Origin of the sequence: Shewanella sp. BC20, from assembly GCF_003129585.1 — a bacterium.
Lineage (GTDB): Bacteria > Pseudomonadota > Gammaproteobacteria > Enterobacterales > Shewanellaceae > Shewanella > Shewanella seohaensis.
Genome location: NZ_NHRI01000013.1, coordinates 1 through 24,942 on the forward strand (window position 1 = coordinate 1; position 24,942 = coordinate 24,942).

Genomic DNA, 24,942 nt, shown 5'->3' on the forward strand with positions numbered 1-24,942 from the left:
TTGCTTGGTGACAATAGCATTGTGGTCCCACCTGATCCCATCCCGAACTCAGAAGTGAAACGCAATCGCGCCGATGGTAGTGTGGGGTCTCCCCATGTGAGAGTAGGTCATCGCCAAGCGCCTAATTTAGCTTAATGTGAAAACGTTAAGTTAAAGGAGCGGTAGTTCAGTTGGTTAGAATACCGGCCTGTCACGCCGGGGGTCGCGGGTTCGAGTCCCGTCCGCTCCGCCAACATTAAGAGATAAGCCTCTGCAGCAATGCAGAGGCTTTTTTCGTTTTATCTGTTTCATTTTTGAGCCGCTCTTATCTCTTTGTCTATCTATCTTCAGGCTAACGCAAAATAAATCTTTATTTTCTGCTGTTGAAATCATGTTATTTGCCCCAAGATAATCCGAAGTGCTGCAATCTGGTGGCGTTTATCACAGGAGTTTATGTCATGCTTTATGATTTAACGGCTGTTCAATTTAGCAAGATGCTGAAAAACTTGAGTCTTATTCTGGAAAAGGGTGAGGTTTTTGCCAACTTGAAGAAGGTGGATATGGCGGTATTATTGAATTCCCGCTTAGCACCCGATCAATTTAATCTGATCCGTCAGATCCAGATTGCCTGTGATACCGCCAAGATTGGAGTCGCGCGTTTGACGGGTAATTTAGATACAGTGCCTAAGCATGATGATACTGAAACGACGCTACCTGAGCTGCAGGCGCGTATTGCTTCTGTTATCGAGTACTTAGCTCAATTTACCGAGGCAGATTTTGCCGATGCAGCGACTATCCATGTTTCTCAACCGCGTTGGGAAGGTAAGTATTTGACAGGGTACGAGTTTGCGATTGAGCATGCCATCCCGAACTTATATTTCCATGTGACGACGGCTTATGCGATTTTGCGCCATAACGGTGTGGATGTGGGTAAGAAAGATTATCTTGGCCCTATGCCTTACAAGTCGTAATCCCCACCGCACAGCAGAGTGTTTGCTTTGCTGTGCGCTTAATGCGGCTGAGGTAATATCACGCTAACCTTTAGCCCGCCAAGAGCTGAATGCGTAAAGCTAAGTTCCCCCTGATAACTCTCGACAATATCTTTACAAATCGATAGGCCTAAGCCATGGCCTTGAGTGCTCTCATCGAGCCGAATCCCACGCTCCGTGATCAACGTTAAATCGCTATCCAATACTCCTTCGCCATCGTCGCTGACCTCAATCAGATACGCTCGATTGCTGGTATTTGTCTGTTCAATACAAAGCTGTATCTGTCGACGCGCATGCTTGCAGGCGTTATCGAGCAGATTGCCAAGCAGTTCCAGCAAGTCGTCCCGATCGAAGGGCAGCACAAGTTTCTTATCAAACTGACAATCAATTTGACGTTCTGGATAGATGCGCTGCATCACTTGGATAAGTGGCGGTAGATCGTCATTGAGCACGGTGAAACGTCCAGGGGTTGAAAGCCCGACGATTTTAGTGCGTTTAAGCTCTCGCTCAATAATATGGTGCAGATCCGCGAGTACCTTGCTGCCTTCGCGTCTTTGCTCTGGCGCTAGGCTCTCGAGGTAGGATTGTAGCCCTTGCAGAGGGCGTTTCATTTCGTGGGCAAGATTACCCAAGGCATTGCGTGAACGTTGCACCCTCTGCCCAAGTTGATTCATGAGGCGTTCGATTTCCTCAATCAAGGGGCTAATTTCTGTTGGCGTGTGCTGGGTATCGATTTCTTGCCCTTGGAGCCGCAGTTGCCTGATGGCATCTGGCATTTGCTCTAGCGGTTTAAAGCCTCGTTTGAGCAACAGATGCTGCGCAAATAGTAGGATCATAATGGTCAGGAGTACCACTACCGCCGCAAAGCCTAGAAAGCGTAATTGGGTTTGCTCGAGCGAGCTTATGTCTTCCGTTACCCACAGGGTAATGGTTTGCCCATTCTTGACTATGGTCTGGCTGAACATCAGCCAGTGTTCCTGGCCCACGTATTGAGTGGCTTGTTTTTGCTCGCCAACTTTAAGATTGGGGAGTGAAACGGCATGGTCAAACAGCGAGCGTGAACGTAATAACTGCTCACCGATGTTAATCGCAAAGTAGTGACCCGAATTGACCCTGTGATACTCATTGGGGAGCCTGTCTGTACTTAGCGCCCAAGTGCCATCGGCTTGCGGCTCTAGGGCGGAGATCAGGCTATCGGCATCGTGCTGCAGGCGCGAGGCAACAAAGTCTTGGGTCAAGATTTGAATGCCTTGAAATAGCAAATACAACAATAGCACCATGGCGCAGGTGAGGGTGATAAGCAGATTACGGGTGAGATAGGCTTTGAGTGAATACACGCTTATGCATCCTTGAGTCGATAACCTTGGCCGCGCCGCGTCTCGATATAGTCTTTGCCTAGGCGTTGGCGGAGTCGGTTGACGTACACTTCAATCACATTACTGTCTTTGATTTGTTCCTCTTCGTAAATGCGCTCGCTCAGCTCGGATTTGGACACAATCTTAGTCGGGTTAGCCATTAAATAATGCAACAGGCGATACTCAATCTTAGTGAGCTCGATAACTTCCCCTTCGGCATTGGTCACAGCTTGTTTATCCACATCGAGGGAGACACCCGCATGTTGCAGCAGATTATCGGCGCGGCCAAAGTGTCGGCGGATCAGCGCTTCTAATCTGGCGAGCAGCTCCTCAACATGGAAAGGTTTACCGAGATAATCGTCGGCGCCGGCCTTAAGGCCATCGACGCGTTCGTGCCAAGCATCGCGTGCCGTAAGAATTAACACTGGCATCAGCAGGCCCTTTTGGCGCCATTGGCTCAGTACGCTTAAGCCCGGTTTTCCAGGCAAGCCTAAATCGAGGATCACCGCTTCGAAGGCTTCTTCCTCCCCCAGAAAAGCGCCATCGATACCATTATTGGCATGTTCAACCGTGTAGCCCGCCTTGTTAAGGGCGGGGACGAGGCGAGCCACTAAGTCAGTATCATCTTCAATTAGGAGTAAGCGCATCAGTCGACCTTTTCCTTAAGCCATTCACCCGTTTTGGCATCGATCTTAATCTCATAGACCACGCCATCGTCGCGCAGGATTTCGAGTTCATAGATGATGCGCCCGTGTTTTTGCTCGACCTCGAGGTCGAGCAAGCGCCCCTTAAGGCGCGACTCATAGCGTTGCATGATGGTGTCGAAGGGTAATACTTTACCCTCCTTCACCCATTCGACCACTTTGTTGGAGAGGTCTTCATCATGGGCTAGACAGCTTGGGCTGTTAATCATCCCAGCGGCCAACGCCAGGAATATTAACGGTATCTTCATCGAATATGCCCTTCTCTGCGAGGTTATGGCAATTGCTGCATTGGCTGAATGAGCCGACTTTGGGGTTATCTTGCACCATGCGTCTTGGGAGCTCATCGTGCTTACGGATAAAAAATGCCTGCTCGGTAATTTTCTGTGGCCCCATGCCGTCAATCAAAGGTTTGCTATTTTTCATCACCTTACCATTTTGTGCAGCATGTTGAACGAGATATTGCTCAATTCTAGCCGTTGCTTCAGGCGACAGACTGGCATCATCACCAAAGTGGTTGCTTAGGTTGCTGGTAATTGCCTGCCACTTTTCGGCGGGCAGTAGATTTGCGGGATACGCCATATGGCAGCTACCGCATTCTGCTGAATATTCTGCATTTTGTGGGATGGCTTGATTATGTTCGAAGCCATCGTGGGCATAACCTGTGCCGGTAAAGGTTAAGCTAAGGCCTACGGCGCCTATCGCAAGGGCGAGGACGGTGAGTGTGGTTCCGGCAATCCAGCTTAGGGGATGGGCTTGTTTAGTCATGGTATTTCCTTAAGTTTTACTGATTAAAATGGGTGTGAATAACGCCCTTATTGCAAACTCAGCCACAGCAGTACGTCGCCTTTTTCTTGAGGCGTGCACTCGCGTTTAAAGGTCCAGTTACAGTTGCGGTTAAACCATTTCTCAATCTTGGCCGCATCGGTTAAACGGTTACTGGTAAGCGACGGCGCCATGGCTTCAATGGGTTTTCGGGTATTTTGATGCATACCTGGGTCTGTCACTTTGGCGGTGTGACAGCTGGCACAGCTGCGATCCTCACTCTGCTGTAGCCACAGCGCTTGTCCTGCATCTGCGCTAAAGGGGCCTGCACCTTGTGCTTGATATTGTTGCAGTTGTAAGCCAATTCGCTCGGCACTGAGTGGCAAGCTGGCGACCTTAGTATTGGCGGCACTGGCATTAACACTGCTGAGTAGTAGCGCAGTGATTGCTAGTCCGATGCTGTGTTTATTCACGTAGTTCATTTCTGACTCCTTTGAACGGTCGAGTTGCGGCGGTTATTGATGTTCATCTTGTTGGATCAGCGGACGCTGCTTTTTACCTGTCAGCATGGCTTTGACGAGGTTTTCCTTATGCAGCAGGCTGCTGACGATCACGCCGCCGACATGGGTGACGATAAGAAACAGGCTGAAGTTGGCGAAAAACTCATGCACTTCTTTTAATGCGCCCTCTGGCCAAGTGGCGAAAAAGCTTGTGGCCAGTGGACCTTGGCCATCGGTGGCATAAAGCGCCATGCCGGAGAAGCCCGTGAATCCTATGCTGAGGATCAGGGCGACTATCATCAGCGCGCCTGCGGGATTGTGGCCGATGTAATCCTTAGCCTTGCCCGTGAAGAGTTCTTTCAGGTAAGTCCATGCTATGCTCGGACGGGTAACAAAGTTGATAAAACGCGCATGGTGAGTGCCAATCACGCCCCATAACAGGCGAAATACCAGCAGGGTTAAGATGCTGTAGCCAGCGTAACTGTGGATGTTCATCCATTCGTCTTCACCTTCGGTGAGGTAGGCTAAGGTAAAAAAGCCCACCAATGACCAGTGAAAGATACGGATCAAGGGATCCCAGACTTTGATGTTTTGCTGCATATTTGAGGACATGATATGTTGCTCCTAAGGTGGTGTGCTTGCAGGCTACTAAAGCCAAACTTAAACGGCGCTTAAATTTTGCGGAGTGAACTTGCCCGCTGTTCTGGTGAGCGAAATGGGTAAATAGGAGATAAATCCATCGAACTAAGCTTGTTAAGGTATTGGTATTCAGCTAGATTTTGCCGCTTCATCTTCGAGAGGTAAGGGAGCAACCTGTTTATGCCAGTCCATCTTTTTAGCCGTCAGCCCGATCGAAAATCTTTTTTAATTTATGCGGTGCTGCTGTTTATCATCGAAGTGTCGATCGCGCGTTTTGCGCCTTCGGGGTTTATTCGCGGTTTTGTCGGTGACGTGTTAGTGGTGATCCTGTTGTTTTGCATGGCGCGCACGCTAGTGCCCGTGGTGAATGCAAAAGGGGAATCAATCAATCGGTTTTGGCACACGCCATGGTTGGCGCTGGCTGTGCTGCTGTTTGCCTTCGGTATCGAATTTGGCCAGTATTGGGGCTTAGTCGACAAGCTGGGGTTGGGCGGCAATCGTTTGGCGCGCATTGTGATTGGTAGCCATTTCGACCCACTCGACTTGCTGGCGTATTTTGTGGGATACCTGATATTGATGGGCTTGTATTGGAAGCGAAATTAGCTATTTCAAGGCAAAGGAAGGATACAACATGCAGCCGATAACAGCCTTCACACTGCGAGTGTCCGATACTGAGGCGCTCACTCAGCCTTTGTATTTCAATGAGCAAGCTACTGGGGCCAAGATTGCGGGAAGGCAGCTTGAGGCCCAGTACCGCTGCACTTTACCCAGTGGCACCCAAGGCTATTTACTGTTGACCTCCTACGATTGTCCCTTTGAAGAATCGACCGAGTGCAGCCTGCTCGATACAAATTTTAAATTAGTGGCGAGTCGCTCCTTCTCGCAGAGTTATCATTCGTTTTTACTCTATGCCCATTGGCCTGTTGCGGATAATGGCCTGCGGCTGCATTACTACGATCAGTTAGTTTGGGATTTGCATATTCTGCCAAGCCGTTTAGGTCGGTTCGGCGGTCCGCGTCTCGAATTTAACCCAGTAGCCAATCCTGAGTGCGATCCCCGCACCACAAGCTCGATGGCAGAACTGTCGCAGCGGTTAGCGAATATCGAAACTGACCATTAACGCGATACTAAAAAAGGCGTCAGCAACTCGGTTAACCAAGCCATAAATACCTGAAGGCGTTTAGAAAGATGGCGTCTATGGGGATAGAGCAAGCTCACAGGCATTGAGGGCGCTGGGTAATCTGGCAAGATCTCTATCAGTTCGCCAGTTTGGAGATATTTCGCCACCCCAATATTCGGCGCTTGAATAATCCCTAAACCCGCCAGACAGGCCGCGCTGTAGGCATCGGCATTATTAACTGTGATTAGCTTTGGTAAGGCTAGGGCGCATAGTTCGTGATTATCTTGGCTTTGATACTCAAATCCTGAATCGCTGCCGCCCAATTGGCCAACGTAATGAATAAGCTTATGCCCTTGGCTAAGCTCTTCTATATTCGATGGTTTACCGTATTTTTCGATATAGCTTGGGCTAACGCAGTTCAGCATCTTAAAGTAGCCAATCTTTTTAGCGATAACGCCATCTTGCTGCACGCTACCAACGCGGATCACGCAGTCAAAACCTTCGGCGACGATATCGACCTTGCGGTCGGTACTGCTTAGCTCCAACTCAATTTGGGGATATTGCTCAATAAAGTCAGGAAGATGGGGAAGCACTAAGTTACGCGCAATCCCTGTGGACATATCGACTCTTAAGCGACCCGAAACTTGCGTCGCCTGCAGCTGGAAAAGGCTTTCTAATTCTTGATAGTCGGTGAGCAAGTTTTTGCAGCGCTCATAACAACTTATACCATCTTGAGTGAGGCGCACTGTGCGAGTGGTACGTTGAAGTAAACGTGCGCCTAGAGCGGTTTCGAACTGGGCTACGACATTCGATACATGGGTTTTCGACAGACCTAGGCTGATACTGGCTTGAGTAAAACTCTCTAATTCAGCCACCCGCATAAAAATTTGCATGGCTTGCAGTCTATCTTGCATCGCAATTGTTCTCTAATAGCTAACAGTCTTGCCATTTATAGTGTGTTTATCCCTCTATTTGCAAGTAATAAGCTGTGTGCAGTGGAATCGCCATGCTGTGCGGCGGCATTAACATAGATGAATGAAGAGGATACACAATGAACACAACTCCCATCGCGCTGATCACCGGTGCAAGCCGTGGCTTAGGTAAAAATGCGGCCCTGACCTTAGCCGCACAAGGTGTTGATATTATTCTAACTTACCAAAGTAATGCCGCTGCCGCCGCCGAGGTGGTTGCGGAAATTGAATGGCACGGACGCAAGGCTGTCGCGTTACCGTTAGATGTGGGTGATAGCCGGTCCTTTAGGGATTTTTCTCAACGCGTTAAAACCGCACTCGAACAGACTTGGCAACGGGATAGTTTTAACTATCTAGTTAATAATGCCGGGATTGGTATTCATGTGCCCATGGCTGAAACCAGTATGGAGCAGTTCGATACTTTGATGAATATTCATGTCAAAGGACCTTTCTTCTTAACTCAGGCTTTGCTGCCTCTGCTTGCCGATAATGGCAGTATTATCAATGTCTCTACGGGGTTAACGCGCTTTGCTGTTCCGGGGTTTGGTGCCTACGCCACCATGAAAGGCGCGGTCGAAACCATGACCAAGTATTGGGCGAAGGAGCTTGGTCCACGCAGCATTCGCGTTAATGTGCTGGCTCCCGGTGCAATCGAAACGGACTTTGGTGGTGGTGCAGTTCGGGATAACCGACAGATGAATGAGTTTTTAGCGCAGCAAACGGCGTTGGGGCGGGTGGGATTACCCGAGGATATTGGCGGTGCAATCAGTGTCTTGTTATCACCCGCCGCGGCGTGGATAAACGCACAACGTATCGAGGCTTCTGGCGGTATGTTCTTATAGTTCAATGCGATAAAAACAAAGAAAGGGCCAATGGCCCTTTCTTGTTATCAAGGCAAAGTTGCAGCTGGGTTAGAAGAACCCGAGCGGATTGATATCGTAACTCACCAATAGGTTTTTGGTGTTTTGATAGTGATTGAGCATCATTTTATGGGTCTCACGGCCGATGCCCGACTTCTTATAACCGCCAAAGGCCGCGTGGGCAGGATAGGCGTGGTAGCAGTTAATCCAAACGCGACCCGCTTGAATGCCTCGTCCTAGACGCTGGGCGCGGTTCATGTCCCGAGTCCATACACCCGCACCAAGGCCGTATTCGGTATCGTTGGCAATTGCCAAGGCTTCGGCCTCATCCTTGAAGGTGGTGACCGAAATAACCGGACCGAAGATTTCCTCTTGGAAAATCCGCATCTTATTATGGCCTTTCATGATCGTTGGGCTGATGTAATAGCCTTTGCTTTGCTCGCCTTCAAGCTGGCAGAGCGAGCCGCCTAAGAGCACCTGTGCGCCTTCATCTTTACCAATCGCGAGATAGCTTAAGATCTTATCGAACTGTTCTTGGGAGGCCTGTGCGCCCACTTGGGTGGCGGTATCCAGCGGATTGCCCTGCTTGATGGTTTGCGCACGGGCGAGCACTTTTTCGATGAAGCGATCGTAAATCGATTCTTGGATCAGCACCCTTGATGGGCAAGTACAGACTTCACCTTGGTTGAAGAAGGCTAACAACATGCCTTCGACGGCCTTATCTAAATACTCGTCTTCGTGGTCCATCACATCGGCGAAATACAGGTTAGGCGATTTACCGCCGAGTTCGACTGTCGATGGGATCAGCGATTCGGCAGCACATTTTAAGATGTGGTAACCGACTTCGGTGGAGCCAGTAAAGGCCAGTTTGGCGATGCGTTTGCTGGTGGCGAGGGCTTGGCCCGCTTCTGCGCCAAAACCGTTGACGACGTTGAGGATGCCGGGCGGCAGCAGATCTTCAATCAGTTCGAGTAGTACAAGGATAGATACCGGCGTTTGCTCGGCGGGTTTGAGTACCACGCAGTTGCCTGCGGCGAGTGCAGGGGCGATTTTCCATGCCGCCATCAATAGCGGGAAGTTCCACGGAATGATTTGCCCGACGACACCCAATGGCTCTGGGAAGTGGTAGCTGACGGTATTGCCATCGATGTCCGCGGCGCTGCCTTCCTGTGCTCGAATGCAGCCAGCGAAGTAACGGAAATGGTCGACAAACAGAGGTAAGTCGGCATTGAGGGTTTCGCGCACCGCTTTGCCGTTTTCCCAAGTTTCGGCAACGGCTAAGTATTCAAGATTTTGCTCAACGCGATCGGCGATACGCAGCAGTAAATTCGCACGCTCGGTGACCGAGGTTTTTCCCCAAGCGTCCTTAGCGGCGTGGGCAGCATCGAGCGCCAGTTCAATATCGCGGTAGTCGGAGCGGGGAATTTTACAGAAGTTTTGACCATTGACGGGGGAGCGATTATCGAAGTATTCGCCGTTGACTGGGGCGACCCATTTACCACCGATAAAGTTGGCGTATTTTTCTTTAAAGTTAACGATGGCACCAGCGGTTCCGGGTTGAGCATAGATCATAGTGTTTTCCTTCTGTGACTGCCGAATACGCTAAATGTGCAGCGTCTCAGCAAAGGGTCTTGTTGAAATAGGTTTTAGCACTGTTGTTATTTTTATCCTTTGCCAATCGAATTGACTGACAAAGCTATTGATTAAGTTGGTGTTCTCTTACGCAACACTTGAGTACTGCGCACAAATGGATATCGCAAGGACAGTGCCAAACTGGCAGGAGTTGTACACTTGTTGAGCTAACAGTATGATGAAAAGCTAATTTTGCAGATCCCAAACAATAGGGGCACTCACGGAAGGAAAGGTGCCCTGTGGTCATTTTGTCATCCAACGACACACTATGGGTGTGCCGAAATGGAACAGCGCTCGGGGAGCATGGCTATGACAGTAAAACCGCATTTTCCAACCACACAGGCATGGTTAGCCGATTCATGGCAGCGCAGCTTAGGTGCTGGCTTATCAGAGTTTCGTGCTGGTGAGGATCTCAGGCTCACGCGTGCTGAACTCAAACATAAACATGAGCAATATCAGCAACTCATCGAATTAGTACAATCCCATGCCTTACCGCTGTTTAATCAACTGATGGCGCACTCCAATAGTCGATTATTGCTCTCCGATGCCGACGGTTATGTGCTGAAACATTGGGGGGTGAGCCGCTATTCCAGCAAGCTGGCGGATGTGGCGCTCGATATTGGGGTTAACTGGCTCGAAAAGTATAAGGGCACCAATGCAATAGGCACGGCGCTTACGGCCAAACAGGCGGTATCAGTGGTCGGCGAGCAGCATTTTATCCGCCAAAACCGTTTTATGAGTTGCACCGCTTGCCCGATTTTTTCGCCCCAAGGCGAGATGCTCGGAGTGCTCGATATTACCAGTGAGCAGCAGCGGCATTCGCAGCAAACCTCGATGCTAGTGTCGAGTCTAGCGCAGCAGGTCGAAACGGCGCTGCTGTGCCATCTGCCCGATAGTCATTATCGAATCGATTTCGCGGCGCAGCCGAGTCTATTAAATTCCGGTTGGCAAGGCATAGTTATCGCCAGTAGTGACGGACGAATTGTGGGCTGTAATCCCATGGCTAAACAGCTGCTGAGCCAAGCCAAGTTGGGTGACAGTTTAGAGCTACACCTCGGCGACAATTGGGCGCGAGCGGGGGGCTTTCACCGCGATTCGGCGCTGCATGTGCAGACCCAAGCGCTGGCACTGACACAGACGAAAAGTACCAGAACCCTTCAAGACAAACCCTTGAACCAATTGGGGGTCAGGTTTCGCGATCCACTGCTTGAGCGGGCCTGGCAGCAGGCGAATAAGGTGATCACTAAGCAGATCCCCCTACTGGTGCTTGGCGAAACGGGTGTCGGCAAGGAGCAATTTGTGAAAAAGCTCCACGCCCAGAGTGCCCGCCGCGCGCAGCCCTTGGTGGCGGTAAACTGCGCCGCCTTGCCCGCTGAGTTGGTTGAGTCAGAGTTATTTGGTTATCAGGCGGGGGCTTTTACTGGCGCTAATCGAACCGGTTTTATCGGTAAGATCCGCCAAGCCCACGGTGGCTTTTTATTCCTCGATGAAATTGGCGAGATGCCGCTGGCGGCGCAGAGCCGTTTACTCCGGGTGTTGCAGGAGCGCGAGGTCGTTCCCGTCGGCAGTAATCAAAGTTTTAAGGTCGATATTCAGATCATCGCCGCGACCCATATGGATTTAGAGTCGCTGGTGGCGCAGGGATTGTTTCGTCAGGACTTGTTTTATCGCCTAAATGGATTGCAGGTGCGACTGCCTGCGCTACGTGAGCGGCAGGATATTGAGCGCATCATCCATAAATTGCACCGCCGTCACCGCAGTAGCGCGCAAACCTTGTGTACTGAGTTGTTGGCGCAGCTAATGCGTTACGATTGGCCCGGCAACCTAAGGGAGCTGGATAACCTAATGCAGGTGGCGTGTTTGATGGCTGAAGGTGAGGCCGTACTCGAGATAAATCATCTCCCCGATTACCTTGCTCAAAAGCTCATGAATCTGGCGTTTGAGCCCCAAACTTTAACTGAAGTTGTCGACGCCGAAACCACGGCGCATCCGCACGAACTGTCCGAGTCTAGCTCTACGACTATAGACTCGCTCCACGGAACCATAAATCTGAACGTGTTACAGGCTTATCGTGCCTGCGAGGGCAATGTGAGTCAGTGCGCTAAGCGTTTAGGGATCAGCCGTAATGCCTTGTATCGCAAGTTAAAACAGCTAGGGGTTAAGGACTAACGGCAGTTGACTGTTGATGATATAAGCCCCGCTAACGGAGTTAGCGGGGCTTATGTTTTTAGGTCGGTAAACTGATATTGACTTCGAGGCCGTGGGGCCGGCGATTCTCGGCTCTGATTTTTCCTTTATGGGCGCTAATGGCCGCTTCGGTAATGGCGAGTCCTAGGCCCCAGCCACCGCTTTCCCGCTGCCTTGCCGAATCGGGGCGATAGAAGGGTTTGAAAATCGCCTCAAGCTCAGCAGGATCAATCCCCGGACCATCGTCTTTAATGGTGATCTGTACTTGGCCGTTGGTTTGGCTCGCGCGCAGGTGAATATCGCTCTGGGCATAACGAATGGCGTTGCGCAGCAGGTTTTCTATCGCACGGGACAGGGATTTAGGGTAATGGCTGAGCTCGATGGCTTCATCGATATCGATAGTGATCTTTTTGCCCTGTTGATCGGCCTCAAACTCGGCGTCATCCAGCACTTGGCTGAGGGACTCGGCCAAACCGAGGCGGATCTTAGTTTCATTGGTGCTGAGTTTTACCCGCGATAGCTCTAACAACTCTGCAATCAGTTGTTCTAACTGTTCGGCCTCGTAGGCGATACGGTCGGTTTCGGTGGTCTGTTGGCCTTTTTTGCGGGCCAGTGCCAGTGACAATTGTAGGCGGGTCAGCGGGGTGCGCAGCTCGTGGGAAATATCCCCCATCAAGCGTTGCTGATTCTTCACCATGGCTTCAATCGAGTCCGCCATGCTATTAAACGCGGTGGCGAGCTGACCTATTTCATCGTTACGTTGAGTGGTGGCCTTATCGACACGATTGCTGAGGTCGCCTTCGGCGAGGGCATCGGCACTTTTCTTCAGCGAGTTTAATGGTTTACCTAAATGCCAAGCGAGTATGGCGCAGAGCAATCCCGAGAGCACTATGGCTAAACTGAGAGTGAGCAGCTTATTTTCGATAAAGAAGAAGAACCATGGGCGAGGGTGAATATCCGGCAGGCGGCCATAGAGGTAATAGGTTTCACCTTCGAGGCTAAATTGGTAGGGGCCAAACACTAGCTCATCTTTAAATTGATGACTAATGGGTTGTTTTTCTTCATCTGTCATCAACATAAAACTGCGAACACCGCGGCTCACTCTGTTGGTGTTAATCACTTGTCCTTGACTGTTGGCCAGATAGAGTCGCAGGGGCTTGCCCTCCATATCCCTGTGCCTTTCCCAGCGGCGCAGGAAATCGGATTTAATGAGGGTCGGATTGTCTTGAATGCGTTGTGCTATAGTCGCGAGCACTTTTTGCATGTGCGGCGGGATAGGTGCGCGGTCGTGATTTTGTTGCAGCAAGGGGAGCAAGCCGACTAAGGCGATAATCAGTGAGCTACAGAGCCAAAATCCGAGCAGTAATTTGATAAATAAGCGATTAGGCACAGTTGTTCCCGCCGTTATGGTAACCAGATATAGCCTTTGCCACGGATAGTTTTCACCCTAGGTCTGCCATCGCTGCGCTCGGGGAGCTTTTTGCGTAGATTCGACAGGTGCATATCTAGGCTGCGATCGAAGGGCATGAGCTTTTTGCCGAGCACAATTTCATTGAGCTCTTCTTTATTCATCAACTCTCCCGCATGCAGTGCCAGTGTGTGCAGCAGGGTAAACTCAGTCCCTGTGAGTATGATGAGTTGCTCATTGCAGTAAGCCTCTTGGCGTGAGGGATCTAAGCGTAAATCGCCAAATTCCTGCGCCGGAGTGGCATGGATTTCTTGGGCGGTTAAGTGTGAGCGGCGAATAATGGCGCGAATGCGGGCGATCAGTTCCCTGTCATTGAAGGGCTTAGGTAAATAGTCATCGGCACCAATCTCAAGCCCTACCACTCGGTCAATCTCGTCGCCTCTGGCGGTGAGCATCAACACCGGTGTTTGCTTGTGTTGGCGAAGGGCGCGTAGCACTTCAAAACCGTTTAATTTAGGCAGCATCACGTCGAGTAAGATCAGATCGTAATCCCCCGCGAGAGCCAGTTCTAGGCCTTGCTTGCCATCGTAGGCGAGGGTGAGTTTAAACCCTTCGAGTTCGAGTAATTGTCCGAGAAGTTCTGATAAACCAAGATCATCATCGATTAATAATATCCGACTCATAGTGTTCCTTAATCTGGGTGAACTGGTGCGAAAGTCTCAAAGCTGCGTGCTAAACCGCAGACGCTTTTAGCATTTTGCCTGAGTATACCTCTTTTGATGTCAATTGCTGTGTAGCAATGTAAGCCAAAGTAAAGAATAGAGAATCTGTATGCTCAAGCTATCCTCAATACACGAGTTTCAACATCTTAAAGTTGTTTGGGGATAGTTCTTATCGCAACTTTACACTGATTTACTCAGGTCACGCCCTCACTTACATAGGGTGCTTTAGACTGTGATCGTCGAAAGTGATTCGGCTTTTAAAAGGGTCGTCACTGTATACAACATAAGTTGAACTATTGAGGTTAACATGATGAAAACACTATCTCCTTTAAAAGCAGGTCTATTTGCCATCTTAGCAAGCTCCGCTGTATTTGCGACAACAGTCAGTGCAGAGCCCGGCCAAGGCTGCGATCATCCACGCGGTGAGTTCCATAAACATGGTGACCGTATGGGCCATGACGGTATGCACAGAATGTTCGAAGGTTTAGATTTAACCGATGCACAAAAGGCCGACATTAAGAAACTGTTTGCAGAGCACCGCGCCGCCCGCAGCGATGATAGACCAACCAAGGAAGAGCGTTTAGCGCACCGCGCCGAGATGCATGCGCTGATCACTGCGGCCAACTTCGATGAGGCGCAAGCTAAGGCATTAATGAGTGCCCAGCAGGAAAAACGCCAAGCTCAAGCGATTGAACGGATGAAGATGCAGAATCAAATCTACAACCTGCTAACGCCTGAGCAACAAGCAAAATTTAAAGCGCGATTTGAAGCACAAGCTGGTAAAGAACCTCGCGGTTAAGCTTGTAAGCTGATATACAATAGAGTCATAGCTTCCCGATATAGACCCCTATGACTCAAACTTCCCAATACGATTTTTGGGTCAAACTGGCTAGTCGCGCTTCCGTGGCTACCGCTTTGACCCTTATTATTATCAAGCTGTTAGCTTGGTTATATTCAGGCTCTGCCAGTATGCTGGCGTCCTTAACGGACTCCTTTGCCGATGCGCTCGCCTCGATCATCAACTTTATCGCCATTCGTTATGCTATCGTTCCTGCCGACCATGACCACAGATACGGCCACGGTAAGGCCGAGCCGTTAGCGTCGCTGGCACAATCGGCCTTTATCATGGGCTCGGCATTCCTGCTGCTGTTTTATGGCGGAGAACGCTTACTCAATCCTGCTCCAGTTGAATATGCCACCTTAGGTGTGGTGGTGTCTGTCGTTGCTATCGTGCTGACATTGGCGTTAGTGGCGTTACAAAAGCGGGCGCTTGCGGCAACTAAGAGCACTGTGGTTGAAGCCGATTCGTTGCACTACAAGTCGGATTTATTCCTCAATGGCGCCGTGTTACTCGCACTCCTTTTGTCCCAGTATGGCTGGTGGTGGGCCGATGGGGTCTTTGCTGTGCTTATCGCCTGCTATATAGGTCAACAGGCCTTTGATTTAGGTTACCGCTCTATTCAAGCGCTGCTCGACCGTGAGTTAGATGAAGAGACGCGTCAGCAAATTAAGCAAATCGCCAAGCAAGATCCTAGAGTGCAAGGGCTACATGATTTACGCACGCGCCAAGCGGGTAAAACCATCTTTATTCAATTCCATTTAGAGTTGGATGGTAACCTGAGCCTGAACGAAGCCCACAGTATTGCCGATACCACGGGGCTGAGGGTAAAGGCCGCCTTTGAAGATGCAGAGGTGATTATTCACCAAGATCCTGTGCAGGTGGAGCCCAGTTTAGGAGTTTAGTCTTCAATCACGAGTAACAACCAAAGGAATGGTTATGTCATGGGTACAGCAGCAGGTTCATCCCTTGGCCGAACAGACTCGGCTCATCTGCCGTTATCATAAATTTTCGACCCGCTTCGAGTTGATTGCTGAACATGCCCCCGCCGCGAGCGCGGGGCCTGATTCAAAACTCCTCGATCCGTATTTAGTCAATCCTCCTACGGGCGTTTGGAGCGAGCTTATCCTGCGCCAATCTTTATATTATTGGCCGAGAACGATCTCATTCAATATCGCGCAGCGGGGCTACCGACTGCATATTTGGCCCTTGTTGATGTGGCGCAGCCATGTGACTTGCGCACAGTCGGAAAAGGTTATGATTATTGAATGCCTTGATGAACGAAAACGCCGTTCGATAATTCGTTGGTGTTATTTTGGTATCATGAATTTATTGCGAATAGTCAGTTAATACTTATTGTTTAATATTGAGTATGTTATTTAATACTTAAGTGCATCAAGCTTGTTATTGTTTAATTTAAAGCTGAATATTTCCTGTATAAAGCGCATTTAGTTTTTACAAACTGTCACTCTTATTATTTGTTTGTTGTAATATCCGCAACGTTTACTACTCAAGTTAACTCATTAGGGAAATATAATGAAAAAACTATCTTTAGTTGCGGTATCTTTATTATCTGCATTAGTGGCCGGCCAAGCTTCAGCGGCAGCCGATACTACTGGTTTTTATGTGGGTGGCGCACTAAACCGCGTAACTGTAGAGGCTTTTGATGATTCAGAAACTGGCACAGGTTTCGGTGTTTACGGTGGTTACAACTTCAACGAGTGGTTTGGTTTAGAAGCCAATTTATTTGCGACGTCCGATTTGGGCGACAGCGATGTGGATATTACTGCGGGCGCATTAACCTTCGCACCTAAGTTTACTCTGCAAATCAATGATATGTTCTCAGCTTATGCAAAAGTAGGTGTTGCATCTATGGCTATGAATGTAGACGGTTTAGGTTTTGATGAAGATTTTACTGGCTTTGGCTGGACGTATGGCGTAGGTATCAATGCTGCCGTGACCGAGCGTTTAAATGTGCGCTTTAGCTACGATGTTACCACTGGTGATTTAGAGGCTGACCATAAACATTTAAATGTGAAAGATATCGACACCGATATGAAACAACTGGCGATTGGTGTTCATTACCAGTTCTAATGATTTAGATTTAATCTAAATAATAAAAAAGGGATAGTTATATCCCTTTTTTGCTTTTTAATGGATGGCTAATCCATAGACAATTCTTTGAGTTTTCGCGTTAAGGTATTTCTTCCCCAACCTAAACGTTTTGCCGCTTCTTGTTTATGCCCTTGGGTATGGCGTAATGCGGTTTCGAGCAAAATACGTTCAAAGGCCGGCTGAACCTCAGTTAATAAATCACTATTTCCCTCAGACAGTTTTTGGTCAATCCACTCTGTGAGTGCCGATTGCCAATCTTGGCTGCCTTTTGCCATAGGATTAATACTGGCGGGCTCTTTAAGTAGCTCTGGGGGTAAATCCTGGGGCAGGATTTCTTGCCCTGAGGCCATTACCGTGAGCCAGCGACAGGTATTCTCGAGTTGTCTCACGTTCCCTGGCCAAGGCAGTTGCGATAGCTTGGCGGCGGTCTCTTTGGTGAGGATTTTTGCCTCAACACCAATTTCCTTCGCAGCGGAGGCTAAAAAGTGGGTCGCCAGTTGGGGAATATCCTCACGGCGTTGTGACAGCGGCGGCAAGTGGACGCGGATGACATTGAGCCGATGGAATAGGTCTTCCCTAAATCCCCCTTTGAGTACGAGTTGCTCCAGATCTTGGTGAGTAGCGGCAATAATGCGCACATCCACTTGGACGGCGCTATGGCCGCCGACTCGATAAAATTGCCCATCGGCGAGCACCCGCAGCAGGCGGGTTTGCACGTCCAGCGGCATATCGCCTATTTCATCTAAAAACAGGGTGCCGCCATTGGCTTGCTCGAAGCGTCCTTGGCGCACGTTTGCCGCGCCGGTGAAGGCGCCTTTTTCATGGCCGAAGAGCTCTGATTCGATTAGATCTTTAGGAATCGCCGCCATATTCAAGGCGATAAAGGGCTTATCCTTACGTGGGCTGTGTTTGTGCAATGCGCCTGCAACCAACTCTTTACCCGTACCCGATTGGCCGTTGATCAGCACGCTGATTGAGGAGCGTGATAACCGGCCGATGGCGCGAAACACCTCCTGCATGGCGGGCGCTTCACCTAGGATTTCGGGCGTTTTGACTTGCGTCTCCTGCGCCGCAGGTGCAGGGCTTTGCTCGGTCGCATGGGTTAGGGCGCGCTCGACTAAGGAAATCGCCTCATCAATATCGAAGGGCTTGGGTAAATACTCAAATGCACCCGCCTGATAGGCGCTGACGGCACTGTCTAAATCCGAATGCGCAGTCATGATGATGACGGGAATATGCGGGTAGTGGATTTGCAGTCTTTCTAACAGGGTTAAGCCATCGGTGCCCGGCATGCGAATATCTGAGACTATGACCCGTGGCTGGGAAATCTCTAATGCCTGCCAAAGTGATTCGGCCGCGGCAAAGCTGGCGGTGCTGAGTTTCGCGCCTTGGAGCGCCTTTTCGAGCACCCAACGTATCGAACTGTCATCGTCGAGGATCCACACTTGTTCACTCATTCGCATTTTGCTTCCTCATACGGTATGTGTTGGTTTGTCTTGATTATTTGGCGCTTAAAATCGGTAACGAAATGATAAATTCGGTATGCCCAGGGCTGGATACACAATCGATTCTGCCTGAGTGTAATCTGGCAATGTTATGGGCAATTGATAGGCCTAATCCCGAACCTTGCTCACGACTGGTGACCATGGGATAAAACAGCGTGTCCATTAGCTCTGGTGGTATACCTGGGCCATTGTCGATAATGGACAGGGTCAGCACGAGCTTGTGGCGCTGCGAACCGATAGTGACCTGATGTTGCGTGCGGGTGCGGATCAGGATTTCGCCACCTGTATGCTCAAGGGCTTGCACCGCATTCTGCAAAATATTCAACACGGCTTGTTGCATTTGGTCGGGATCCATCTCGATATCGGGAATCGAGGGGTCGTAGTCGCGTTTTAGCTGAATATTGGCGGGCAGAGCCATTTCCACCAGTTTATAGACCTTCTGCACCACTTGATGAATGTTGTGCAGGCTATGTTGGGTCGGTCGCTGCGGGCCGAGCAATCTGTCCACTAGGCTGCGCAGGCGGTCGGCCTGCTCAATGATCAGATTGGTAAATTCCTTTTGTGCCGGATCCTCTAATTCCCGCGAGAGCAATTGTGCCGCGCCACGCAGGCCACCCAAGGGATTTTTGATCTCGTGGGCCAAATTTCGCACCAGAAATTGCGCCGCCTGTTGCTGGGCATCTTGGCTGAGTTGCTGGTGGATCCGGCGTTGCTGGTCCACCTGTCTAAGCTCAAGTAGGCTCAATTGTGCTTCGTCTTCGAGCGGGATCAGCGTTAGGTCGACGGTATGGTGCTGGGCATCTAAGGTCACTAAGGTCGCCGTGTTAACCGTGAGGCCTTGGCCAGCTTTCACCGCATCACTCAGTAATTGGGCATCAACGCCAAGGACTTGATAATGCTCCGGAAGGGCTTGCTCGACTAACCTATGGCTACCTACACCTAACAGTTGCTCTGCTGCTGCGTTGGCATAACAAGGCTTAAGATCCTTATCGATGACAAGTACCGCGGTGACTAAATGATTAAGCAGAGTCTCTTTATCCATCTACCGTTCCTGAAAATGGGGTTGCACCATTATGTTGCACCGATTTGGTGCAGGCTGCAACTCGACTTCATCAAACGGCTAGATTGAATAAAAACGACCTAATCAATTGTTATTAAATGGTTTAATTGGATTTTGGTTGTTTTTTCGGGACTGGATTCATCGCCGCTTGATGAAGAAATATCTTTCGTGGAGAGCTAGATGCAAAGACTTTGCCGTTTTGAGTCATGGCATCGACAACAATGGTATGTTCACCTCGGTCGATGTTCTTAAGTTGGAAGATGCCACCCACTTGAGGCTGGCCGACCGTTTGACCGTCGAGTTTTAGTGCCATCAGATACTGGCTTTTGATCTCCGGGGTGACAGTGGCCGTGACCTGAAAGTCGCCGTTATTGTCTCTCACGGTTTCCTCTTCTTCTGGGGAGGTGATAACGACTTGATACTGGATTTGCTGGATCACTTGCGAGTCATCCGCGTCATTTTTTACGGGGGGAAGTGCAATTTGATTGAGGGTTTTCTCTTTTAACTCAACAACCTCGGCATTGGGATGCGGCTCATCTGAATAATGGACTTTTCCATCCTTATCGACCCATTTGTACACTGTTGCCTGAGCGAACAAGCTGAGCAGCAATAAGCTGATGAGGGTGAATGCACGCATGCGAAAGTCCTTTTGCCTTGGAGATGAAGTTCTACAAGATTAGTCGTTTTTTCACCAAAAATCATGGTGTTTATTCAGCTCGGTTGAGGTTTAGCGTGGGAATAAACGCGGGGTTGATTTTATGCCTGCAACTTTGTAGCGCGTGTGGTTCTAGCGGCAAATATATTGTGGAGTGAAGGTGAGAGCGGTTTGGATGTTGAGGCGCAGCCGAGTTTGCCTCTTTTAGGGGAGTGTCAACGCACCACTATGGTGCGTTGACGGCGGCGACTAAAGCTTAGAGCGCCAAGGTTAAAATATCGCGGCTCATAGCGGGATCGATATTGCCATGTTCGCCTAGGGCAACCATGCCATGCTGCTCAAGCTGAGTGACGACAGCATCGACAGCTTCTTTACCTAAATCGTAGGCAGATAAGTGGGTTGCAATGCCCATGGATTCGAAGAAGGCTTGAGTTTTCGCAATCGCCGCCTCAATACGTTCATCTTCCGAGCCGCTGTTGATGTGCCACACTCTGTCAGCAAACTGCAGTAACTTCTCGCGCTTAGCGGCTTTAGTGCAGCGTAATAATGCTGGCAATACAATGGCTAAGGTGCGGGCATGGTCAACATCATACAAGGCTGTGAGTTCATGACCGATCATGTGTGTTGCCCAGTCGTGCGGTACACCCGTCGCAATCGTGCCATTGAGTGCCATAGTCGCGACCCACATCAAGTTGGCGCGGATATCGTAATCTTCTGGCTGTGTGAGTGCCTGTGGCCCTAGTTCAATCAAAATTTGCAGCAAGCCTTCGGCGAATCTGTCCTGCACCGCAGCATTGACTGGGTAGGTGAGGTACTGCTCTGTGATATGCACAAAGGCATCGACCACACCGTTCGCCACTTGTCTTTCTGGCAGGGTGAAGGTCTTAGTTGGGTCGAGGATTGAGAATTGCGGATAAACCAAGTCGTTACGGAACGGCAGTTTAGCTTTCAACGACTTACGGGTCACCACGCTGGCGTTGTTCATCTCTGAACCCGTCGCAGGCAAGGTTAATACCGAGCCAAATGGCATGGCTTTAGTCACATTCGCACCCCAGTTGGTGAGAATATCCCAAGGCTCGCCTTCAAATATCGCTGCCGCCGCAACAAATTTAGTTCCATCGATCACAGAACCGCCGCCGACGGCGAGTAAAAAGTCGATGTTTAATTCACGAACTTGCTCGACAGCCTGCATCAGGGTTTCGTAGGTTGGGTTAGGTTCGATTCCCTCAAACTCGACCACGAAACGATTTCCAAGCGCTTGTTTTACTTCGGCTAAGGTGCCTGTTCTTCTGGCGCTGCTGCCGCCAAATAACACCATGACTCTGGTATCGCGAGGCACTAAGGTGTCGATTTCAGCTATGGTGTTTTTACCAAAGTGGATTCGGGTTGGGTTGTAGTAGGCGAAATTGAACATACTGCTATGTGTCCTATGGTTGGAAAATGATTTTAGTAGACCAGTCGTCTAGATTTGTTTGGCTACTAAATGATAAATCAAGCCGATGAGGCGATATTTCATTGTTCATTAACGGGTTGCGGATTAATTGGTGTGCCAGTGTTGTTGGCATTAACCTATGGTTTTGGTCTTTAAAATTGATTCGGTCATTGCAAGTGCGCGCTCTAAAGCCTCGCGGCTGTGGCCGAGTTTATTCATCAAACTGGCACCGAGCCACATGTGATACAACAACTCTGCTGTTGCCTGGGCATCCTGTTCGCAGATGGATTTATCGGCAATCCCCACTTGAATGCACTTGGTTAAGCGCTCAATGATGCCAGCCGACCCCTTTAAAAGCACAAGGCGCATGGCCTCAGAGAGATCGGCCACCTCTGCACTTAACTTAACGACTAGGCATTTTTGATCGACACAGCCGTCCTGCTGCACGTGCAACCATCTTTGCCAGTATTGTATTTGGCGCTCAAAGCCAGAGAGTTGAGTCTCGTTAAACAGGCCATCAAGCTCAGCTTGGTATTGCTCGAAATACCCAGCTAACAAGGCCTCACCGAATTGCTCTTTGGATTTAAAATAATGATAAAACGAGCCTTTAGGGACTTGGGCGGCCTTGAGTAATTGGGCTAAGCCTAGGCACGAAAAGCCTTGTTTGAGGATTAGTGAGTATCCAACGTCGAGAATATGCTGACGTGTCGATTGGGTTTCAGATTTCATGGCGAAGGATCATAAAGTATATTAGACCAGTCGTCTAGTGGTCTGGTTTGCATCAACACAAAAGCGCTAACGATTAAGGAATGCCTAAGCTGGTTAAGCATTCCTTGGTAAGAGTCTTACAGGTAGCTACAGCAGTACTCGGCTATCGCACTGTTGCGGATTTTAAAGCTGACGTTGGCCGCGAGTTCAAATTGACTGCCTTCGCTAAAGGTTTGCCAGGTTGTGTTATTTGGCAGTAACACCTCGAAACTGCCGCTGGTAACCTGCATGATTTCTCCCTGAGAGGTGGAAAACTCATATTCTCCAGGGAGGACCACGCCTAAGGTCTTTTTGCTGCCATCGCTGAAAAATACACTGCGGCTGGCAACTTTACCCTCAAAGTAAATATTGGCTTTTTTCGCGACTGAGACTTGCTCGATTAACTCCATGTTACGCTCCCATTTGTATAGATGTGAATTTGTATTCAATTTGATGTGATTTTTATTCTGGCGTCAATGTGAAAATTTTCAGCGTCAACGTTATGTATCACTTAACAACGCTATTTCTATTGCCTCTTATACATTTCAATGAAATATGCATAAAAGCGCCTGAGCAAGGTTAATGGTTGTTCAATTAGCGAGTTGCGTACTGAATAAAAAAATGGCCTCAGTTGGTTGAGGTTTCAATCTTCACCTATAGTTTTAAACGGTAGTTGTTTTGCCAGTAATTATGGAATCTTGAGTGCGACAAGGAGTGTCTCCATGGGATTTACGCGTAAAATTCAACTGATTAGTCTGTTGATCGTTCTGTTACCTCTAATCCTATCGACAGCGATAGTGACCTATCTTGCCAAAAATGAGTTATTTGCAGAGGCTCAATCCCGTTTGGTGGCCGTTCGCGAGATTAAACAGCGGCAGATCAACGGTATGTTTCAAGATTTCTCAGATAACTTACAGTCCGTTAGCGCTGTGATTGCCAGCCAGCCGAATCTAGAAAACTTGAGCGATTTAGACTCAACGCTCAAATCCCTCAACAAACTGCTGGGTTTTTATGATCTGTTTATCATCTCCGATGACGGCACGGTTTTTTATACTGTGGCGAAAGAGCCTGATTACGGAACCAATTTGCGTACTGGGCCCTATCGTTCTTCAGGGCTTGCACAACTCTTCGATAAGGCACTTACGACATCGGACACTGTGTTTTTACAGGATTTTTCCGCCTATGCACCATCAAACGGACAAGCGGCCGCCTTTATTGGCCAAGGCATTCAATACCATGGGCAGCATATTGTGGTGGCGGCACAGGTTTCTATCGAGCGGATCAACCGCGTGATGCAGATCCGCGAAGGGATGGGGGATTCGGGGGAAACCTATCTCATCGGCCCCGATAATCGAATGCGTTCTGACTCTTTTCTTGACCCCATCAATCGCACCGTATCTGCCTCCTTTGCAGGCTCGGTCGCTAAAAATGGGGTCGATACTCTGGCGGTGGCAGCTGCGTTAGCTGGCAAAGAGGGGGTTATGCAGGTTTATGATTACAATCATAATCTGGTTCTCTCAGCCTACTCGCCAGTCATTGAAATGGGGCTCAAATGGGGCTTAATGGCCGAGATTGATGTGAGTGAAATCGCCGCGCCTGCCTACCATATGATGTATATCGGGCTGATGGTGTGTGCCTTGTCTGTGGTGCTGGCGATCGCGGCGGCAAAACTGGTGACCAGCTTTGTGCTTAAACCTCTGGGTGGTGAGCCCGAGGATATGTGCCATTTGACTAGCCTTATCGCCTCCGGGGACTTAACCCATAGTCTCTCCCACGCCCATGCCGATAATCACTTAATGAGCTGGCTCGCGCGGATGCAGACCAAATTAAAGGAAATTATTAGCCAATTGGTGGGGATGGGCCACGAGCTAGAGTCTGCCGCAGAGCAAAATTCCGCGGCTATGTGTCAGGCCGATTGCAGCATTCAATTGCAGGCGAAAGAGACCGATATGTTAGCCACGGCCGTAGAGGAAATGAGTTATGCCGCCGCCGAAATCAGTACCAATACACTGAAATCCTCCGACGAGGTGGCCTCTTGTACTCAATCGAGTGGCATTCTTTCACAAAATCTTGCGAGTACTCGCCAAAGCTTACAGGTGACACTAGCAAGTTTTGCCGCCATTCATCAGCAGGTCGGAAATCTTGAGGCTGATAGCCAGAAAATCGGCAGTGTGCTGGATGTGATTAATGCGATTGCCGAGCAAACCAATCTGTTAGCCCTCAATGCGGCGATTGAAGCTGCCCGAGCAGGCGAGCATGGGCGTGGATTTGCGGTGGTAGCCGATGAAGTGCGGCAACTTGCGGTGAAGGTGCAGGAGGCTACGCAGGATATTGGAAAGGTATTACAGGGGATCCAGCAGCAATCGGGTGTGCTGGCACAGCATAGTGTGACTTGTTCATCTGAGGCTTCTAAAACGGCTGAGGATGCCGAAGGCATGCAAGCGGCGGTGGATGATATTGCTATGCGGCTAGAAACACTTAAAGCCTTAATGATCCAAACGGCAACTGCCGCAGAGGAACAAACCACAGTGTCGGCGACGATAGCCCAAGGCATTGCAGGGCTCAGCGCGGCGGCGGAGGAAAATAGCGCGGCCATCAGCCAAGTGGCGGCAAGCACCCGCAGCCTGTTAGGGCTAGCAAACCAACTTGGTTTAACAACGGCTCAGTTTAAGGTCTAGGACGCAGTGCCAAGCATAGGTAAGCAATGCCGAGCATTCGTCGTTCTTGCAACTGGATGACTATTATTGCTGTGCCGTTTGTTA

Annotated in this window: 26 protein-coding genes, 1 tRNA gene and 1 rRNA gene; 12 read left to right on the top strand and 16 right to left on the bottom strand. The window is 49.6% G+C overall.

Features of this window, described 5'->3' with window-relative positions; all coding sequences use genetic code 11:
• The first annotated feature begins 3 nt into the window (after positions 1-3).
• The 3 genes from rrf (at position 4) to CBX96_RS13775 (ending at position 950) form a co-directional block, all read left to right on the top strand.
• Positions 4-119 (top strand): 5S ribosomal RNA (rrf, locus tag CBX96_RS13765).
• Between the two features lie 36 nt (positions 120-155).
• Positions 156-232: transfer RNA gene (locus tag CBX96_RS13770), tRNA-Asp, on the top strand.
• Positions 233-437: 205 nt separating this feature from the next.
• A complete protein-coding gene (locus tag CBX96_RS13775; protein ID WP_089068731.1) occupies positions 438-950 on the top strand; it encodes a DUF1993 family protein in 513 nt (170 codons plus the stop codon).
• A 38-nt stretch (positions 951-988) separates the two neighbouring features.
• On the opposite strand, the gene CBX96_RS13780 is transcribed toward CBX96_RS13775, so the two are convergent.
• The 6 genes from CBX96_RS13780 to CBX96_RS13805 are packed head-to-tail and all read right to left on the bottom strand — an operon-like array spanning position 989 to position 4,901.
• Complete coding sequence (locus CBX96_RS13780) at positions 989-2,305, bottom strand: sensor histidine kinase (protein ID WP_109287074.1); 1,317 nt, start codon at positions 2,303-2,305, stop codon at positions 989-991.
• Between the two features lie 2 nt (positions 2,306-2,307).
• Positions 2,308-2,970: a response regulator transcription factor gene (locus CBX96_RS13785; protein WP_109287075.1), complete on the bottom strand. Its 663-nt coding sequence runs from the start codon at positions 2,968-2,970 to the stop codon at positions 2,308-2,310.
• On the bottom strand, positions 2,970-3,236 hold the full coding sequence (locus CBX96_RS13790; protein WP_011621049.1) for a PepSY domain-containing protein: 267 nt from the start codon (positions 3,234-3,236) through the stop codon (positions 2,970-2,972). The genes CBX96_RS13785 and CBX96_RS13790 overlap by 1 nt, the downstream gene beginning before the upstream one ends.
• Positions 3,229-3,792, bottom strand: a complete 564-nt coding sequence (locus tag CBX96_RS13795; protein ID WP_109287076.1) for a diheme cytochrome c — start codon at positions 3,790-3,792, stop codon at positions 3,229-3,231. Before CBX96_RS13795 ends, CBX96_RS13790 begins: the two co-directional genes overlap by 8 nt.
• Before the next feature lie 47 nt (positions 3,793-3,839).
• Complete coding sequence (locus CBX96_RS13800) at positions 3,840-4,271, bottom strand: DUF1924 domain-containing protein (protein WP_037423065.1); 432 nt, start codon at positions 4,269-4,271, stop codon at positions 3,840-3,842.
• Positions 4,272-4,304: 33 nt separating this feature from the next.
• A complete protein-coding gene (locus CBX96_RS13805; RefSeq protein WP_109287077.1) occupies positions 4,305-4,901 on the bottom strand; it encodes a cytochrome b/b6 domain-containing protein in 597 nt (198 codons plus the stop codon).
• A gap of 207 nt (positions 4,902-5,108) precedes the next feature.
• Here CBX96_RS13805 and CBX96_RS13810 point away from each other — a divergent pair, with 207 nt between their 5' ends.
• Both CBX96_RS13810 and CBX96_RS13815 read left to right on the top strand, forming a co-directional pair.
• A complete protein-coding gene (locus CBX96_RS13810; protein WP_109287078.1) occupies positions 5,109-5,531 on the top strand; it encodes a DUF2809 domain-containing protein in 423 nt (140 codons plus the stop codon).
• Positions 5,532-5,559: 28 nt separating this feature from the next.
• On the top strand, positions 5,560-6,048 hold the full coding sequence (locus CBX96_RS13815; protein WP_109287079.1) for a hypothetical protein: 489 nt from the start codon (positions 5,560-5,562) through the stop codon (positions 6,046-6,048).
• Here CBX96_RS13815 and CBX96_RS13820 read toward each other — a convergent pair.
• On the bottom strand, positions 6,045-6,962 hold the full coding sequence (locus CBX96_RS13820) for a LysR family transcriptional regulator (RefSeq protein WP_109287080.1): 918 nt from the start codon (positions 6,960-6,962) through the stop codon (positions 6,045-6,047). The genes CBX96_RS13815 and CBX96_RS13820 overlap by 4 nt on opposite strands.
• Positions 6,963-7,099: 137 nt before the next feature.
• Between CBX96_RS13820 and CBX96_RS13825 the strand changes: the two genes are divergently transcribed.
• Entirely contained in the window at positions 7,100-7,861 is a 762-nt protein-coding gene (locus CBX96_RS13825) for an SDR family NAD(P)-dependent oxidoreductase (RefSeq protein WP_109287081.1), read from the top strand.
• Between the two features lie 69 nt (positions 7,862-7,930).
• On the opposite strand, the gene CBX96_RS13830 is transcribed toward CBX96_RS13825, so the two are convergent.
• Positions 7,931-9,451, bottom strand: coding sequence for an aldehyde dehydrogenase family protein (locus CBX96_RS13830; protein WP_011621057.1), 1,521 nt, complete (start codon positions 9,449-9,451; stop codon positions 7,931-7,933).
• Between the two features lie 369 nt (positions 9,452-9,820).
• Here CBX96_RS13830 and CBX96_RS13835 point away from each other — a divergent pair, with 369 nt between their 5' ends.
• A complete protein-coding gene (locus tag CBX96_RS13835) occupies positions 9,821-11,680 on the top strand; it encodes a sigma-54-dependent Fis family transcriptional regulator (RefSeq protein WP_109287169.1) in 1,860 nt (619 codons plus the stop codon).
• Positions 11,681-11,738: 58 nt separating this feature from the next.
• Here CBX96_RS13835 and CBX96_RS13840 read toward each other — a convergent pair whose 3' ends face one another.
• Together CBX96_RS13840 and CBX96_RS13845 are read right to left on the bottom strand one after the other, a co-directional pair.
• Positions 11,739-13,088 (bottom strand): ATP-binding protein, encoded by a 1,350-nt coding sequence (locus CBX96_RS13840; protein WP_109287082.1) that lies wholly within the window; start codon positions 13,086-13,088, stop codon positions 11,739-11,741.
• Positions 13,089-13,102: 14 nt separating this feature from the next.
• Positions 13,103-13,789, bottom strand: a complete 687-nt coding sequence (locus tag CBX96_RS13845; protein WP_011621060.1) for a response regulator — start codon at positions 13,787-13,789, stop codon at positions 13,103-13,105.
• Positions 13,790-14,138: 349 nt separating this feature from the next.
• On the opposite strand from CBX96_RS13845, the gene CBX96_RS13850 reads away from it, so the two are divergent.
• The 4 genes from CBX96_RS13850 to CBX96_RS13865 all read left to right on the top strand — a co-directional run bounded on the left by CBX96_RS13850 (position 14,139) and on the right by CBX96_RS13865 (position 16,760).
• A complete protein-coding gene (locus tag CBX96_RS13850) occupies positions 14,139-14,627 on the top strand; it encodes a Spy/CpxP family protein refolding chaperone (protein ID WP_181382212.1) in 489 nt (162 codons plus the stop codon).
• A gap of 50 nt (positions 14,628-14,677) precedes the next feature.
• Positions 14,678-15,571 carry a cation diffusion facilitator family transporter gene (locus tag CBX96_RS13855; RefSeq protein ID WP_109287084.1) on the top strand — a complete coding sequence of 298 codons (894 nt, stop codon included), beginning with the start codon at positions 14,678-14,680 and terminating at the stop codon, positions 15,569-15,571.
• Between the two features lie 34 nt (positions 15,572-15,605).
• The gene (locus CBX96_RS13860) at positions 15,606-16,016 is read left to right on the top strand and encodes a hypothetical protein (protein ID WP_109287085.1); all 411 of its coding nucleotides are present in this window, start codon (positions 15,606-15,608) and stop codon (positions 16,014-16,016) included.
• Positions 16,017-16,202: 186 nt separating this feature from the next.
• A complete protein-coding gene (locus CBX96_RS13865; protein WP_109287086.1) occupies positions 16,203-16,760 on the top strand; it encodes a porin family protein in 558 nt (185 codons plus the stop codon).
• Between the two features lie 68 nt (positions 16,761-16,828).
• Here the strand turns inward: CBX96_RS13865 and glnG are convergent, their stop codons facing one another.
• The 6 genes from glnG to CBX96_RS13895 form a co-directional block, all read right to left on the bottom strand.
• Entirely contained in the window at positions 16,829-18,244 is a 1,416-nt protein-coding gene (gene glnG / locus CBX96_RS13870; protein ID WP_109287087.1) for a nitrogen regulation protein NR(I), read from the bottom strand.
• A gap of 37 nt (positions 18,245-18,281) precedes the next feature.
• Positions 18,282-19,328 carry a nitrogen regulation protein NR(II) gene (glnL, locus tag CBX96_RS13875; RefSeq protein WP_086903929.1) on the bottom strand — a complete coding sequence of 349 codons (1,047 nt, stop codon included), beginning with the start codon at positions 19,326-19,328 and terminating at the stop codon, positions 18,282-18,284.
• 121 nt (positions 19,329-19,449) lie between these two features.
• Complete coding sequence (locus CBX96_RS13880) at positions 19,450-19,983, bottom strand: DUF4124 domain-containing protein (RefSeq protein WP_109287088.1); 534 nt, start codon at positions 19,981-19,983, stop codon at positions 19,450-19,452.
• Between the two features lie 274 nt (positions 19,984-20,257).
• A complete protein-coding gene (locus CBX96_RS13885) occupies positions 20,258-21,415 on the bottom strand; it encodes an iron-containing alcohol dehydrogenase (RefSeq protein WP_109287089.1) in 1,158 nt (385 codons plus the stop codon).
• A gap of 150 nt (positions 21,416-21,565) precedes the next feature.
• Positions 21,566-22,162 carry a TetR/AcrR family transcriptional regulator gene (locus CBX96_RS13890; RefSeq protein ID WP_109287090.1) on the bottom strand — a complete coding sequence of 199 codons (597 nt, stop codon included), beginning with the start codon at positions 22,160-22,162 and terminating at the stop codon, positions 21,566-21,568.
• Between the two features lie 116 nt (positions 22,163-22,278).
• A complete protein-coding gene (locus tag CBX96_RS13895; RefSeq protein WP_109287091.1) occupies positions 22,279-22,590 on the bottom strand; it encodes a pyrimidine/purine nucleoside phosphorylase in 312 nt (103 codons plus the stop codon).
• 312 nt (positions 22,591-22,902) lie between these two features.
• On the opposite strand from CBX96_RS13895, the gene CBX96_RS13900 reads away from it, so the two are divergent.
• The gene (locus tag CBX96_RS13900) at positions 22,903-24,858 is read left to right on the top strand and encodes a methyl-accepting chemotaxis protein (RefSeq protein WP_109287092.1); all 1,956 of its coding nucleotides are present in this window, start codon (positions 22,903-22,905) and stop codon (positions 24,856-24,858) included.
• Positions 24,859-24,942: the final 84 nt, after the last annotated feature.

Excerpts from the sequence above, each read along its gene's own strand:
- CBX96_RS13830 (WP_011621057.1), bottom strand. The coding sequence starts at position 9,451 with ATGATCTATGCTCAACCCGGAACCGCTGGTGCCATCGTTAACTTTAAA.
- CBX96_RS13885 (WP_109287089.1), bottom strand. The coding sequence starts at position 21,415 with ATGTTCAATTTCGCCTACTACAACCCAACCCGAATCCACTTTGGTAAA.
- CBX96_RS13800 (WP_037423065.1), bottom strand. The coding sequence starts at position 4,271 with ATGAACTACGTGAATAAACACAGCATCGGACTAGCAATCACTGCGCTA.
- CBX96_RS13855 (WP_109287084.1), top strand. The coding sequence starts at position 14,678 with ATGACTCAAACTTCCCAATACGATTTTTGGGTCAAACTGGCTAGTCGC.
- CBX96_RS13810 (WP_109287078.1), top strand. The coding sequence starts at position 5,109 with ATGCCAGTCCATCTTTTTAGCCGTCAGCCCGATCGAAAATCTTTTTTA.
- CBX96_RS13845 (WP_011621060.1), bottom strand. The coding sequence starts at position 13,789 with ATGAGTCGGATATTATTAATCGATGATGATCTTGGTTTATCAGAACTT.
- CBX96_RS13890 (WP_109287090.1), bottom strand. The coding sequence starts at position 22,162 with ATGAAATCTGAAACCCAATCGACACGTCAGCATATTCTCGACGTTGGA.
- CBX96_RS13900 (WP_109287092.1), top strand. The coding sequence starts at position 22,903 with ATGGGATTTACGCGTAAAATTCAACTGATTAGTCTGTTGATCGTTCTG.
- CBX96_RS13790 (WP_011621049.1), bottom strand. The coding sequence starts at position 3,236 with ATGATTAACAGCCCAAGCTGTCTAGCCCATGATGAAGACCTCTCCAAC.
- CBX96_RS13775 (WP_089068731.1), top strand. The coding sequence starts at position 438 with ATGCTTTATGATTTAACGGCTGTTCAATTTAGCAAGATGCTGAAAAAC.
- CBX96_RS13805 (WP_109287077.1), bottom strand. The coding sequence starts at position 4,901 with ATGTCCTCAAATATGCAGCAAAACATCAAAGTCTGGGATCCCTTGATC.
- CBX96_RS13850 (WP_181382212.1), top strand. The coding sequence starts at position 14,139 with ATGAAAACACTATCTCCTTTAAAAGCAGGTCTATTTGCCATCTTAGCA.
- glnG (WP_109287087.1), bottom strand. The coding sequence starts at position 18,244 with ATGCGAATGAGTGAACAAGTGTGGATCCTCGACGATGACAGTTCGATA.
- CBX96_RS13820 (WP_109287080.1), bottom strand. The coding sequence starts at position 6,962 with ATGCAAGATAGACTGCAAGCCATGCAAATTTTTATGCGGGTGGCTGAA.
- CBX96_RS13785 (WP_109287075.1), bottom strand. The coding sequence starts at position 2,970 with ATGCGCTTACTCCTAATTGAAGATGATACTGACTTAGTGGCTCGCCTC.
- glnL (WP_086903929.1), bottom strand. The coding sequence starts at position 19,328 with ATGGATAAAGAGACTCTGCTTAATCATTTAGTCACCGCGGTACTTGTC.
- CBX96_RS13860 (WP_109287085.1), top strand. The coding sequence starts at position 15,606 with ATGTCATGGGTACAGCAGCAGGTTCATCCCTTGGCCGAACAGACTCGG.
- CBX96_RS13815 (WP_109287079.1), top strand. The coding sequence starts at position 5,560 with ATGCAGCCGATAACAGCCTTCACACTGCGAGTGTCCGATACTGAGGCG.
- CBX96_RS13835 (WP_109287169.1), top strand. The coding sequence starts at position 9,821 with ATGACAGTAAAACCGCATTTTCCAACCACACAGGCATGGTTAGCCGAT.
- CBX96_RS13880 (WP_109287088.1), bottom strand. The coding sequence starts at position 19,983 with ATGCGTGCATTCACCCTCATCAGCTTATTGCTGCTCAGCTTGTTCGCT.
- CBX96_RS13865 (WP_109287086.1), top strand. The coding sequence starts at position 16,203 with ATGAAAAAACTATCTTTAGTTGCGGTATCTTTATTATCTGCATTAGTG.
- CBX96_RS13795 (WP_109287076.1), bottom strand. The coding sequence starts at position 3,792 with ATGACTAAACAAGCCCATCCCCTAAGCTGGATTGCCGGAACCACACTC.
- CBX96_RS13825 (WP_109287081.1), top strand. The coding sequence starts at position 7,100 with ATGAACACAACTCCCATCGCGCTGATCACCGGTGCAAGCCGTGGCTTA.
- CBX96_RS13895 (WP_109287091.1), bottom strand. The coding sequence starts at position 22,590 with ATGGAGTTAATCGAGCAAGTCTCAGTCGCGAAAAAAGCCAATATTTAC.